We start from the raw sequence: 13,106 nt of genomic DNA, 5'->3' as shown, positions 1-13,106 counted from the left end.
TCACAACCTCAAAGCTGGGCCACGATCGCGCGGTAATCCGCCGACAACGTGGCCTGTAGAATCTCTTTCGGATAGTCGTCGGTCACCACGGCCTCGCCCATCTGGCGCAGCAGCACCAGACGCAGACGGCCGTCGAGCACCTTCTTGTCGACCGCCATGTGCTCCATGAAATGCGCCGGGGTCATTTCCTGTGGTGGCACCACCGGCAAACCTGCGTCCTGCAACAGGCGGATTCCGCGATCGCGCTCGGCCTGGTCGATCCAGCCAAGGCGCATGGACATCTCCAGGGCCATCACCGTGCCTGCCGCCACGGCTTCGCCGTGCAGCCACACGCCGTAACTCATGTGGGTCTCGATGGCATGCCCGAAGGTATGCCCCAGGTTCAGCGTGGCGCGTACGCCAGACTCGCGCTCGTCGGCACCCACCACCGCGGCCTTGGCCGCGCAGGAGCGGCGGATGGCTTCGGTCAGCGCCACCGGGTCGAGGGCACGCAGCGCCTGCATATTGTCCTCGAGCCAGGCGAGGAACGGCTTGTCGCAGATCAGGCCGTACTTGATCACTTCGGCCAGGCCTGCGGACAGCTCGCGCGCCGGCAGGGTCTTGAGGCTGGTGGTGTCGATCAGCACCGCATTGGGCTGGTAGAAGGCACCGACCATGTTCTTGCCCAGCGGGTGGTTGATGCCGGTCTTGCCGCCGACCGAAGAGTCGACCTGGGACAGCAAGGTGGTCGGCACCTGGATGAAGTCGACGCCGCGCTGGTAGCAGGCGGCAGCGAAGCCGGCCATATCACCGATCACGCCGCCACCCAAGGCGACCACGGTGGTGCGGCGGTCGTGCCGTGCAGTCAGCAGGCCATCGAAGATCAGTTGCAGGGTTTCCCAGTTCTTGTGGGCTTCGCCATCGGGCAATACCACCGGCAGCACCGAATAGGCACCCAGGGTCTTGCTCAGGCGTTCGAGATACAGGGGCGCGACGGTCTCGTTGGAAACGATGGCAACCTGCCGCCCGGCGATGTGCGGCGCCAGCAGCTCGGGCTGGTCCAGCAGGCCTTCGCCAATGTAGATCGGGTAGCTACGCTCGCCCAGGTCGACCTTTAGTGTCTGCATGTATCCCCACAATGTACTTGGGCGCGGCGCCGTTCAGGCACCCGCGCGGTAACGTTGAACCTCGCCTCGGCGCTGGTGGCCGAGAATAGTCCCGGGCTAACGGGGCGGCAACTGCTGCAAGCGCTCGAGAATATCGATCACCACCATGCGTGGCGGCCGCTCGTCGGTTTCCACTACCAGGTCGGCGATCTCGCGGTAGAGCGGGTCGCGGGTTTCCAGCAGGGCGCGCAAGGTCGCCTCGGGATTGGCGGTGCGCAGCAGGGGGCGATTGCGATCACGCGCGGTGCGGCCAACCTGCTGTTCCACCGAAGCATGCAGGTAGATTACCCGGCCACCCTGGTGCAGGGCCTGGCGGTTGGCTTCGCGCATTACCGCGCCACCGCCGGTCGCCAGGACCACGCCGTCGAGTGCGCACAGCTCGGCGATCATCGCCTGCTCGCGGTCACGGAAACCCGGCTCGCCTTCCTTGTCGAAAATCCACGGGATGTTGGCGCCGCATCGCAGTTCGATTTCCTTGTCGGAATCCTTGAACAGCAGGCGCAGCTCTTTGGCCAATAGGCGTCCGATGGTGCTTTTACCAGCGCCCATGGGCCCCACAAGTATCAAATTTCGCACAGAATCAACGACTCACAGCAATCGCCTGGTCACTCATGATACGCGGAGTCAGGAAGACCAGCAGCTCGGATTTTTTCTCTTGTAATGCATCGCGTCGAAACAGCCGCCCAACATACGGCAGATCGCCGAAAAATGGCACCTTGTCGACCACATTGTTTTGCGAAGTCGAGTACACACCACCAATCACGATCGTTTCACCGTCCACCACGCGAACCTTGGCATTGACCTCGTTCTTGCGGATCGGCGGTACGTTGTTCAAGGCATTGACGTAATCCGGCTCGTCCTTGGTCACCCTGACGGTCATGATCACCTTGTTGTCCGGGGTGATCTGCGGGGTCACCTCCAGCGACAGCGAGGCTTCGCGGAACGCTACCGAGGTAGCGCCGCTCTTGCTGGTTTCCTGGTACGGCACCTCGGTACCCTTGAGGATCCTGGCGGTTTCCTTGTCGGCCGTGACCACCTTGGGCTGCGAGATGATTTCGCCGTTGCCGCTCTTTTCCATGGCACTGAGCTCCAGGTCGAGCAGCACGTCGCCACGCAGCAGGCCCAGGCCGATGCTGCCGCCCACCCGCTCCACCCCGAGGTCGACGAACAGGTCCTTGCCCGGCAGCGGGTCTTCAACGTAAAGCGGCCCACCCCAGCGCACCCCCAGGCTTTTTTCGTAATCGACGTTGGCCTCGACGATACGCGCCTCGATCGCCACCTGACGCACCGGCACATCCAGCTGCGCCACCAGTTGCCTCAGCTCGGCAAGGCGGTCGGCCGGCTGATGCACCACCAGCGTATTGGTGCGCTCATCGACACTCAGGCTGCCCCGACCGGTGAGTATGCCGTCATCTGCCAGGCTCGCCAGCAGCAGCTCCGCAAGTTCGGCGGCCTTGGCGTGATGGATGGGCAACAGCTCCCGGCGCAACGGCTGCAACTGCGCATCCAGCGCCTGGCCCACACGAGCATCGACAGACTGCGCGGCAAACTCGGCCGCAGGCGCCACCAGCAGCACATTGCCCTCCTGGCGCCGGGCCAGGCCCTTGCTGCGCAGCACCAGGTCCAGCGCCTGGTCCCATGGCACGTCCTGCAAACGCAAGGTGACACTACCCTGCACGGCATCGCTGGCTACCAGGTTGACGCCGGCATAGTCAGCCAGCACCTGCAGCACCGAGCGCACTTCCACATCCTGGAAGTTCAGCGACAGTGGTTCACCCTGATAAGGCGTCGCCGACGCCAGCGGGACCGGCAGCAGGGCTGCCAGCATCCATTTCATCAATGTTTTCATCGTCGTCCGGGGCCTCCTTGCCCAGGTGCTTTGCGAGTGTGATGAACGCCGTGCGTTCATGCCACACCCCTGCCATGAACAGCCGTTCGCGTACTTCGACCTGGGCTTGATCAACCCTCGCCACCACACCTTGGTCGCGCCCGACCCGGTCACCAGGGCGCACGCGATAGAGCCTGCCGGCCGCCATCAGCAGTGCTTCGTGCTCCGCCCCACGCGACAGGCTGCCGACCATCTCCAGTTGCGCCAAAGGCACGTCGGCCAACCCGCTACCCGTCAATCGCGTCGCCCCGGGCGCAAACGGGTCCACCGGGGGCGCTGCCGTCACGCCCCTGGCCGGCATGCGCGCAAGCATCGCAGGCTCCGGCACTGGCGCCAGCGCCTGATAGGCATCAACCCGCAACTGCAGGCGCAGCAGGCCAGGCTTGCCATCGGCTGCAGCCAGCTGCAGGTCACCGCTGCGCAGCACACGCGCCTGGCCCAACCAGTCGCCCAACCACTGGCGCAAGGCCGCGTATCGCCCCACCACCTGTAGCTCCAGCGGTACCTTGCGCAAGCCAGCCTGTTGTTCGTCTTCATGTACATCGAAGCGCTCGATGAGCAAACCATGCGCATGCCCCGACGCTGCCAGGCGCTCGAGCAGGTCGCTCATGCCCTCCCCGGCCGCCAGGTGCCAGTGCGCCTCCCGCAAGCGTCGTTCGGCAATGGCCACAGACGCGTGGAGTTGCTCCAGCTCGGCCAGCTGCACCGCGCCGGCTGAATGCTGTTCGTGCAACTCGGCGTGCCGAGCCTCCTCCTGCGCCTGCTGCTGCAGCGCTGCCGGGAGACGTATGGCGCAGCCCAGGCAGAACAACGCCAAGGCCACCAGCACTGGCGTCAGTTGCCTGAAGCGGCTGGAGCGCTCGGCCATGGCCAGCCAGCCGAGCACCTGTGCAGCATTCACGACCAGAACGCCGAAACGCGCGCGCCCAGCAGGAATTCATCGCCGCCCGGCAGGCTCCTGATGCGCTTGAGTTCCAGACCAACCAGCGCACTCGAGCGGCTCAGGTCCCGCATGAACTGCGCGACCACGGCACCGGACGTAGCCAGCCCGGTCATCTGCAGGCTGCCGTCTTCCAGGCTGAGGTCGAGCAGTTGCACACCCACTGGCAACGCCCGCTCGAGGTCAGCGAACACCCCGGCCAGCACATCCTGGTTGGCACGCAGGCCTTCCAGCGCCACCGCACGTGCCAGTAGCGCCTCATGCTGCGCACGCACATCGGCCAGCGGCTGCAATTGCTCGCCCAACACCTCAAGGGCCGCCTGGTGCCGGATATTGGCCAGCGCCTGCTGCTGCCCGCGCTGGCGGGCCAGCTGGTCGACCAGCGTCACGCCACACAGGGCCAGCAGCGCGCCGGCGACCAGTTGCCTGCGGAAAGATCGCAACGCAGCCTGGCGTTGCCGTTCGCGCCAGGGAAGAAGATTCAGCCGCATCATCGGCGCAACCCTCCGAGAGCCAGGGCGCACGCCAGGATCATCGCGCCATCGACGTGTTCCACGCGCGCCAGGTCGGGTACCAGGCGACACGGCAGGTTCAACCGGGAGCCGAGGCTCTGCAACTGGCTTGGTTCGATCGGAGAACAGCTGGCGATCAACAGACAATCGGGCAAAGGCTCACCAGCGAGCAAGGCCAGCAGGCGCTCCGGCAGCGCCCCCGCTATCGTCGACAGCCCCAAGTTCAGCTCACGCCGTTGCTGAGGCCGACCCGACTGCCAGCCATGAAGGGTGGTGCTTTGCGCCTCGATACGCAGCAGCGCCGAGCTTTGGTGCCTGCCCAGCGGCAGCATGCGCCCCAAGGCAATGCTGTCGACCTCCACGGCCTCCAGTTGCAATCCGGCCTCCTCGACGATGCCCTCAAGTGGCGCCAGTGCACTCTGCCGACACGCAGCCACCATCACCTCGGCGCAGCCCGGCTGGACACGAGAGCCTCCCAGTACCTGAAAATCCAGGGCCAGGTCTTCCAGCGGAAATGGAAACAACCGTTCGGCGTCAGCCAGCAGTTGCGCCTCCATTTCTGCCCCGCCCTGTTCCACTGGCAGGTGGCACAGCTTGCAGATCACCTGGTTGCCCGGCAGTGCCAGCGCGACCCGGCGCTGCCTGAGGCCGCTGCGTCGGTAGGCGCGCCTCAAGGCAGCCGCCACGGCGCCAGGCTCTGCCGCCCAGTCACTGCCAGCCGGTGATTCGAACGGTTCTTGTACCGAGGCAAGCACACGGCAGCGCCGGTTACGCCGCTGCAGTTGCACAATCCGAACGGAGTCGGGGGCAATTTCCACCCCCACGAGTGAACCGGCATCCTTGCCGAAGCGTCCTAGCATCGTGGCATCCTTGTTGTCTGTCGCCGCCATCTGTCGCGGCTACCTGCCCCAACCCCGCGTCAATACTAGGCCGCGCCGGCCCATCGAGGCGACGGGCAGCCTGGCCGGTAACCCGGAGAGGCGAAAAAATGCTTATAATGCCCAGCGTTTTTTGGTCCGCCGGACCTGCGTGCAATCCACTCCCAACCTGGACACCGAAAAGCCTTGATACGTCTGCTGAAGTTCTTCTGGTGGTCTTCCGTCGCAGTCATTTGCGCGCTCGTACTCGGTGTGAGCGGTGCGTTTCTGTATCTTAGCCCCAGCCTGCCCTCGGTCGAGTCGCTCAGAAGCATCCAGTTGCAGATCCCCCTCAGGGTGTACAGCAGCGACGGCAAGCTGATTGCCGAGTTCGGCGAAATGCGCCGCTCGCCGATCCGCTTTGCGGAAATTCCCCCACAATTCATCCAGGCGCTCCTGTCGGCCGAGGACGACAATTTCCTCAACCACTATGGTGTCGACCCCAGCAGCCTGATGCGCGCCGCGACCCAGCTGGTGAAAACCGGCCATATCCAGACCGGCGGCAGTACCATCACCATGCAGGTGGCGAAGAACTTCTTCCTCACCAGCGAGCGCAGCTTCTCGCGCAAGACCAACGAGATTCTGCTGGCCCTGCAGATCGAGCGTGAGCTGACCAAGGACGAGATCCTCGAGCTGTACGTGAACAAGATCTACCTGGGCAACCGCGCCTACGGTATCGATGCCGCCGCGCAGGTGTACTACGGCAAGTCGATCCGCGACGTGAGCCTGGCGCAGATGGCGATGATCGCCGGCCTGCCCAAGGCACCCTCGCGCTTCAACCCGCTGGCCAACCCGGTGCGCGCCAAGGAGCGCCGCGACTGGATCCTCGGCCGCATGTACAAGCTGGGCAAGATCGACGAAGCCAGCTACCAGGCCGCCCTGGCCGAGCCGCTCAACGCCAGCTACCACGTGCCCACGCCTGAAGTGAATGCGCCTTACATCGCCGAAATGGCCCGCGCCGAAATGGTCGGCCGCTACGGCAGCGACGCCTACACCGAAGGCTTCCGCGTCACCACCACGGTGCCCAGCGACATGCAGGAAATGGCCAACAAGGCCATCCTCAACGGCCTCTCCGACTACGATGAGCGCCACGGCTACCGCGGCCCCGAAGCACGCTTCCCGGGCCGCACCCAGGCGGCCTGGCTGCAGGAGCTGGGCAAGCAGCGCAGCCTTGGCGGCCTGGAGCCGGCCATCGTCACCCAGGTCGAAAAAACCGGCCTCAAGGTGCTGACCCGCAGCGGCCAGGAAGAGTTGGTAGCCTGGGACACCATGAAATGGGCGCGCCCGTTCATCAATAGCAACTCCCAGGGCCGTGCGCCGCAGTCGCCGGCAGACGTTGCCCAGGTCGGCGACCTGGTGCGCCTGCAGCGCCTGGAGGATGGCAAGTTCAAGTTCAGCCAGGTACCTGGCGCGCAGAGTGCGCTGGTTACCCTCGACCCTTACAACGGCGCCATCCGCGCCCTGGTCGGCGGCTTCTCGTTCGAGCAGAGCAACTACAACCGCGCCATGCAGGCCAAGCGGCAGCCAGGCTCGAGCTTCAAACCGTTCATCTACAGCGCCGCCCTGGACAGTGGCTACACCGCATCCAGCCTGGTCAACGATGCACCGATCGTGTTCGTCGACGAGTACCTGGACAAGGTCTGGCGACCGAAGAACGATACCAACACCTTCCTTGGCCCGATCCGCATGCGCGAAGCGCTGTACAAGTCGCGCAACCTGGTGTCGATCCGCCTGCTGCAGGCCATGGGCGTGGACCGCACCATCGACTACATCGCCAAGTTCGGCTTCAACAAGCAGGACCTGCCGCGCAACCTGTCGCTGGCACTGGGCACCGCCACCCTGACCCCGATGGAAATCGCCACAGGCTGGAGTACTTTTGCCAACGGCGGCTACAAGATCACCCCGTACCTGATCGATCGCATCGAAAGCCGCAGCGGCGAGACATTGTTCACCGCCAACCCGGCCCGGGTACCGCAAGGTGCCGAGGACCAGGCGGGTGTGGCCGCGCCCGAACAGCCGATCAGCACCGCCGCCATGCCGGGCGAGGCACCCGCAGCCTTCAGCCAGGTGGCGCCTGCACCGCAGGTGCCGGCCGTGGCCGAGCAGATCATCGACGGGCGCACCACCTACATCCTCACCAGCATGCTGCAGGACGTGATCAAGCGCGGTACCGGCCGCCGGGCGCTGGCCCTGGGCCGCACCGACCTGGCAGGCAAGACCGGTACCACCAACGAGTCCAAGGACGCCTGGTTCTCCGGCTACAACGCCGACTACGTGACCACCGTGTGGGTCGGTTTCGACCAGCCCGAAACCCTTGGTCGCCGCGAGTACGGCGGCACCGCGGCACTGCCGATCTGGATGAGCTTCATGGGCGCGGCACTCAAGGACAAGCCTGCGCATGCGCCGGCAGAGCCGGAAGGCATCCTCAGCCTGCGCGTCGACCCGGTCAGCGGCCGTGCCGCTTCGCCGAGCACGCCGAATGCCTACTTCGAGCTGTTCAAGGCCGAAGACTCGCCGCCGTCGGTGGACGAACTGGGCACTGGCGCAGCACCGGGCAGCCCGTTGCCGGCGGATGAAGCGGCGCCGATGGATCTGTTCTGAAGGTTAACGCCGTCCGTGTAGGAGCGGCCTTGTGTCGCGAAAGGGCCGCAAAGCGGCCCCAGCAATGTCTGCTTGATGCATGAACCCCGGGGGCGCTTCGCACCCCTTTCGCGACACAAGGCCGCTCCTACAAGGGATCGCATCATCAGTGCAGCGTGTAAACAAAAAGCCCCGGCTCATACGAGCCGGGGCTTTTTTATGTCGCCAGGCAGCAATCAGCCTTTGAACACGTCATCCACGCTGGTCAGCGGGTAGTGCTTCGGATACGGCAGGGTAGCCACGCCGGATTCGATGGCGGCCTTGGCCACAGCGTCGGAAACGACGGTGATCAGGCGAGCGTCCAGCGGCTTCGGAATGATGTACTCACGGCCAAATTCCAGCGCCTGTACGCCGTAGGCATCGCAGACTTCCTTCGGCACTGGCAGCTTGGCCAGGTCTTTCAGGGCGATGGCAGCGGCGATCTTCATTTCTTCGTTGATGCGCTTGGCGCGAACGTCAAGGGCACCACGGAAGATGAATGGGAAGCCCAGTACGTTGTTGACCTGGTTCGGGTAGTCGGAACGACCGGTAGCCATGATCACGTCGCTGCGAGTGGCATGCGCCAGCTCTGGCGAAATTTCCGGGTCCGGGTTCGAGCAGGCGAACACGATCGGGTTGGCTGCCATCGACTTCAGGCCTTCGGCGCTCAGCAGGTTCGGGCCGGACAGGCCTACGAACACGTCGGCACCGTCGAGGGCGTCAGCCAGGGTGCGCTTGTCGGTGGCGTGGGCGAACTGCGCCTTGTACTGGTTCAGGTCGTCACGGCCAGCGTGGATCACGCCGCTGCGGTCGATCATGTAGATGTTCTCGACCTTGGCACCCATGCTCACCAGCAGCTTCATGCAGGAGATGGCGGCAGCGCCGGCACCCAGGCAGACGATCTTGGCGTCTTCCAGCTTCTTGCCGGCGATTTCCAGGGCGTTGATCATGCCGGCCGCGGTGACGATGGCGGTACCGTGCTGGTCATCGTGGAATACCGGGATGTCGCACTGTTCGATCAGGGTGCGCTCGATTTCGAAGCACTCAGGCGCCTTGATGTCTTCGAGGTTGATGCCACCGAAGGTGATCGAGATGCGGCGAACGGTGTCGATGAACGCCTGCGGGCTTTCCGATTCCACTTCGATGTCGAACACGTCGATACCGGCGAAACGCTTGAACAGAACACCCTTGCCTTCCATGACCGGCTTGGAAGCCAGTGGGCCGAGGTCACCCAGACCGAGGATGGCGGTGCCATCGGAAATCACCGCAACCAGGTTGCCTTTGCCGGTGTATTTGTAAGCCAGCTCTGGATCACGGCCGATTTCACGCACGGGCTCAGCAACACCTGGGCTGTAGGCCAGGGCGAGGTCACGGGCGGTGGCGGTGGGCTTGGAGAGTTCGACGCTCAGTTTCCCCGGACGAGGTTGAGCGTGATATTCGAGAGCGGCGGTTTTCAGGTCTGACATGGTGGGCATTCCGCTATTTACTGTTCTGACGGACCGCCGAGGATACGCAAAGAGCCGGGGAGCCACAAGACTGGTCGGTCACTTGTGTCAAGGCCTTTAGCCTACGACTTTACGCTATAACCCACGGGGCATACGGCTAACAGTGTGTACAATCCAATAGCGAAATGTCTACATCTTTTAGCCTGAAATGCGCTCCAACATGCTCGGATCGGTCAACGGCAACAGCCAGCGTCGCTGCCCGGGCTTGAGGCCGCCCTTGCGGGAACGATCCAGCACCCAGCCACGCGCCTCGACTTGGCGTCCCTTGAGGTTATCGAAGAAGCTGGCGGGGAAGTTGCGCTGCAGACGAGCGGGAACCTGCAGCACCACCGCACCGTCCAGGTTCAGCCAGACCCCGCCACGGTTGCGCTCCACGCCTTCGATGCGGCCCGCAATGACCGCGAAACCCGACTGCCGGACATCCCCGGCACGCACCACCGGCGAACGACGCCACAGCCCGGAGCCAGCCTTGCGCGCAGCCTGCTCGGCAAGCTGCTGGCAAGCGCTGAGGCGCACATTTGGGGCAACCGCGACGCGATAGCCCAAGCCCTCGCTGAGCAACTGTGCTTCGATATTGTCGCCATTGCGGCCGTAGATATGCGCCAGCGTGCGGCCGTATTTGTCCTTGGACTCGACGCCCGGCTCCAGCCCGACACGCCCGTCGCTGGCCTTGACCAAGGCCTGCAAACGCTGCCTGGCGGCCTCGGCATAGGGCTCGCTGGTGCGCCCGTTACGGCCGATTTCCGGGGCGTTGATGCCGATCAGTCGCACGCTGCGGCCATCGACCAGACGCAAGGTATCGCCATCGACCACCTGGCGCACCGCCACCTGCTGAGGGCTGCCTGGTAGCGGGCAGAACGCCAGGGCCGGGAAATGCCAGATGACGCCCATAAAAAAGGCGCCCACAAGGGGCGCCTTTTTTTGCAGCAATGCGAAACCCGAGGGGTTCGCCATGCGCATGATTACTTCTTGGTACCGAACATACCGAAGCGATCGGCGAACTTCTGTACGCGACCACCGGTGTCCAGGACTTTCTGCTTACCGGTGTAGAACGGGTGGCACAGGTTGCAAACGTCGATCGCCAGGGTGCTGCCCAGGGTCGAACGGGTTTCAAACTTGTTGCCGCAGCTGCAGGTGACTGCAACTACTTCGTAGTTCGGATGAATATCTGCTTTCATGGTCACTTCCTCGAGCTGCGTGCCGCCACCCAACACCAATTGTTGAATACCGCACGTAATTAGGCGGCGAATAATACCAGAGCATCACGCCAGCGCAAGTTGTCGCTTGCACCGACCGTCGTCTGCTAGGCTCGCCAGTCTTTGAAACGCCCTCCGAGACTTTCCGCGTGTCCGACGTCATCCTGCGCCTTGCCCTGCCCTCCCCGCTGCGTCGCCTGTTCGACTACAAGGCGCCGGCAAGCATGGCGCGCCAGGCCTTGACCCCGGGCATGCGCATTCGCGTGCCATTCGGCCGCCGCGAAATGATCGGCGTGCTGGTGGAGGTGTGCGAGCAGAGCGAAGTGCCCGCCGACAAGCTCAAGCCGGCCAGCGCCCTGCTCGACCCGGTGTCGCCGATCCCGCCGTCGCTGTTCAAGTTGTGCCTGTGGACCGCCCAGTACTACCAACACAGCCTGGGTGACACCCTGAGCTGGGCCTTGCCGACCCTGCTGCGCCAGGGCGAACCCGCCGAGATGCGCCAGGAGCGCTTCTGGCACGTCGCCCCCGGCGCTCGTCTGGAAGACCCGCGCATCGCCCGCGCACCACGCCAGCGCGATGCCCTCAAGACCCTGGCCCAGCACCCGCACGGCGTGGCCCACAGCCTGCTGGCCAAGCTCAACCTGAACAAGGACAGCCTGGACCTGCTGCTGGCCAAGGACCTGGTGCAGATCGAGGTCCGCCGCCACTTGCCGTCGCTGCGCCACGAACACTGGCTGGCACAGCCGGAACTGCCGCTCAACGAAGAGCAACGCGGCGCCTTCGACGCCGTGCGCGAAGGCTTTGGCGGCTTCGGCGCCTTCCTGCTGGCCGGTGTCACCGGCAGCGGCAAGACCGAGGTGTACCTGCAGCTGATCCGCGAAACACTGGAAGCCGGCAAGCAGGCCCTGGTGCTGATCCCGGAGATCAACCTCGGCCCGCAGACCCTGGCCCGCTTCGAGCAACGCTTCAACGCCCGCATCGCCCTGCTGCATTCGGCGGTGAACGACCGCGAACGCCTGGATGCCTGGCTGGCAGCCAGGGACGGCGAGGCCGACATCATCATCGGCACCCGCTCGGCGCTGTTCACGCCGATGAAGAACCCCGGCCTGATCATCATCGACGAGGAGCACGACGGTTCCTATAAACAGCAGGAAGGCCTGCGCTACCACGCCCGCGACCTGGCGCTGGTGCGCGCCCACCAGGAAAACGTCCCGATCCTGCTCGGTTCTGCCACGCCATCGCTGGAAACCCTGCACAACGCCCTGACCGGTCGCTACCGCCTGCTGCGCATGAACCAGCGCGCCGGCGGTGCCCGCCCGCCACGCATGCTGCGCCTGGATGTGAAGAGCCTGCCGCTGGACAGCGGCATCAGCGGCCCACTGCAGCAGGCCATCCGCCAAACCCTGGAAGCGGGCCAGCAAGTGCTGGTGTTCCTCAACCGCCGCGGTTTCGCCCCGACCTTGCTTTGCCACGATTGCGGCTGGCTGTCCGAATGCCCGCGCTGCGATGCGCGCATGACCGTGCACCAGCGCTCCGGCGTGCTGCGTTGCCACCATTGCGGCTATGACGAGCACCTGCCGCAGCAGTGCCCGCAGTGCAACCACGTTGACCTGCGCCCGGTCGGCGCCGGCACCGAGCGTGCCGAGGAACGCCTGAAAGTGCTGTTCCCGGATTACCCGATCCTGCGTGTGGACCGCGACAGCACGGCGCGCAAGGACGCCATGCACAACCTGTTCAGCACCATCCAGCGCGGCCAGCCGAGCATCCTCGTCGGCACCCAGATGCTCGCCAAGGGCCATCACTTCCCGCGGGTGACCCTGGTGGCCATCCTCGATGCCGATGGCGGGCTGTTCTCCGGCGATTTCCGCGCCAGCGAACGCATGGCACAGCTGATCGTGCAGGTTGCCGGGCGGGCCGGGCGAGCCGAGGAACCCGGCAAGGTCATCATCCAGACCCACCTGGCCGACCATCCGCTGCTGGTGCAGCTTACCGAGCAGGGCTACTTCGCCTTCGCCGAGCAGGCCCTGGACGAACGCCGCGCCGCCGGGCTGCCGCCTTACTCGCACCTGGCGCTGCTGCGCGCCGAAGCGCACAAGCCCGGGCAGGCCGAAGGTTTCCTCGACGAGGCCTGCGCCGCCGCCGAGCGCCTGGTGGCCGAACAGCGCCTGCCCGGCATCGAGTTGCTGGGGCCGGTGCCAGCACCGATGGAGCGCCGCGCCGGGCGCTTCCGCGCGCAACTGTTGATACAGGCCAATACGCGGGCGCCTTTGCATCGACTGATCAGCGCCTGGTTGCTAGTGTTGGAGCAGATGCCGAGCGGGCGCCAGGTGCGGTGGTCGCTGGATGTCGATCCAGTCGACCTGTACTGACGTTGGGGCTGCTCT

At 64.9% G+C, this 13,106-nt stretch carries 11 protein-coding genes; 2 read left to right on the top strand and 9 right to left on the bottom strand.

The window, feature by feature from the left end:
- Positions 1-8: 8 nt before the first annotated feature.
- The 6 genes from aroB to pilM all read right to left on the bottom strand — a co-directional run bounded on the left by aroB (position 9) and on the right by pilM (position 5,345).
- Positions 9-1,106, bottom strand: a complete 1,098-nt coding sequence (aroB, locus tag ACGLHT_RS02505; protein ID WP_274119835.1) for a 3-dehydroquinate synthase — start codon at positions 1,104-1,106, stop codon at positions 9-11.
- A 96-nt stretch (positions 1,107-1,202) separates the two neighbouring features.
- Entirely contained in the window at positions 1,203-1,721 is a 519-nt protein-coding gene (aroK, locus tag ACGLHT_RS02500) for a shikimate kinase AroK (protein WP_025340956.1), read from the bottom strand.
- Between the two features lie 4 nt (positions 1,722-1,725).
- A complete protein-coding gene (locus ACGLHT_RS02495; protein ID WP_137162579.1) occupies positions 1,726-2,994 on the bottom strand; it encodes a type IV pilus secretin PilQ in 1,269 nt (422 codons plus the stop codon).
- Complete coding sequence (locus tag ACGLHT_RS02490; RefSeq protein ID WP_137164748.1) at positions 2,918-3,919, bottom strand: pilus assembly protein PilP; 1,002 nt, start codon at positions 3,917-3,919, stop codon at positions 2,918-2,920. The genes ACGLHT_RS02495 and ACGLHT_RS02490 overlap by 77 nt, the downstream gene beginning before the upstream one ends.
- An 11-nt stretch (positions 3,920-3,930) precedes the next feature.
- Positions 3,931-4,467 (bottom strand): PilN domain-containing protein, encoded by a 537-nt coding sequence (locus tag ACGLHT_RS02485; RefSeq protein WP_137162580.1) that lies wholly within the window; start codon positions 4,465-4,467, stop codon positions 3,931-3,933.
- Entirely contained in the window at positions 4,464-5,345 is an 882-nt protein-coding gene (gene pilM, locus ACGLHT_RS02480) for a type IV pilus biogenesis protein PilM (protein ID WP_137162581.1), read from the bottom strand. The genes ACGLHT_RS02485 and pilM overlap by 4 nt, the downstream gene beginning before the upstream one ends.
- Before the next feature lie 207 nt (positions 5,346-5,552).
- On the opposite strand from pilM, the gene ACGLHT_RS02475 reads away from it, so the two are divergent.
- Positions 5,553-8,003: a penicillin-binding protein 1A gene (locus tag ACGLHT_RS02475; RefSeq protein WP_394518630.1), complete on the top strand. Its 2,451-nt coding sequence runs from the start codon at positions 5,553-5,555 to the stop codon at positions 8,001-8,003.
- Between the two features lie 215 nt (positions 8,004-8,218).
- Here ACGLHT_RS02475 and ACGLHT_RS02470 read toward each other — a convergent pair whose 3' ends face one another.
- From ACGLHT_RS02470 to rpmE, 3 genes are all read right to left on the bottom strand, one after another.
- Entirely contained in the window at positions 8,219-9,487 is a 1,269-nt protein-coding gene (locus tag ACGLHT_RS02470) for a malic enzyme-like NAD(P)-binding protein (protein ID WP_024087853.1), read from the bottom strand.
- A 177-nt stretch (positions 9,488-9,664) separates the two neighbouring features.
- Positions 9,665-10,486 (bottom strand): thermonuclease family protein, encoded by an 822-nt coding sequence (locus ACGLHT_RS02465; RefSeq protein ID WP_025340962.1) that lies wholly within the window; start codon positions 10,484-10,486, stop codon positions 9,665-9,667.
- A gap of 2 nt (positions 10,487-10,488) precedes the next feature.
- Entirely contained in the window at positions 10,489-10,704 is a 216-nt protein-coding gene (gene rpmE / locus ACGLHT_RS02460) for a 50S ribosomal protein L31 (RefSeq protein WP_003257833.1), read from the bottom strand.
- Positions 10,705-10,871: 167 nt separating this feature from the next.
- Between rpmE and ACGLHT_RS02455 the strand changes: the two genes are divergently transcribed.
- A complete protein-coding gene (locus ACGLHT_RS02455; protein WP_274119833.1) occupies positions 10,872-13,091 on the top strand; it encodes a primosomal protein N' in 2,220 nt (739 codons plus the stop codon).
- Positions 13,092-13,106: the final 15 nt, after the last annotated feature.

The organism is Pseudomonas sp. PsB (genome assembly GCF_043658375.1).
In the GTDB taxonomy this organism is placed as follows: Bacteria; Pseudomonadota; Gammaproteobacteria; order Pseudomonadales; family Pseudomonadaceae; genus Aquipseudomonas; species Aquipseudomonas putida_Z.
The sequence above is the reverse complement of the archived record's forward strand: the minus strand, read 5'-3'. Positions and strand labels throughout refer to the sequence as shown.

Bases quoted from the DNA above. Each gene is read 5' to 3' on its own strand.
- aroB (WP_274119835.1), bottom strand. From the start codon at position 1,106: ATGCAGACACTAAAGGTCGACCTGGGCGAGCGTAGCTACCCGATCTAC.
- ACGLHT_RS02495 (WP_137162579.1), bottom strand. From the start codon at position 2,994: ATGAAAACATTGATGAAATGGATGCTGGCAGCCCTGCTGCCGGTCCCG.
- ACGLHT_RS02470 (WP_024087853.1), bottom strand. From the start codon at position 9,487: ATGTCAGACCTGAAAACCGCCGCTCTCGAATATCACGCTCAACCTCGT.
- pilM (WP_137162581.1), bottom strand. From the start codon at position 5,345: ATGCTAGGACGCTTCGGCAAGGATGCCGGTTCACTCGTGGGGGTGGAA.
- rpmE (WP_003257833.1), bottom strand. From the start codon at position 10,704: ATGAAAGCAGATATTCATCCGAACTACGAAGTAGTTGCAGTCACCTGC.
- ACGLHT_RS02465 (WP_025340962.1), bottom strand. From the start codon at position 10,486: ATGCGCATGGCGAACCCCTCGGGTTTCGCATTGCTGCAAAAAAAGGCG.
- ACGLHT_RS02485 (WP_137162580.1), bottom strand. From the start codon at position 4,467: ATGATGCGGCTGAATCTTCTTCCCTGGCGCGAACGGCAACGCCAGGCT.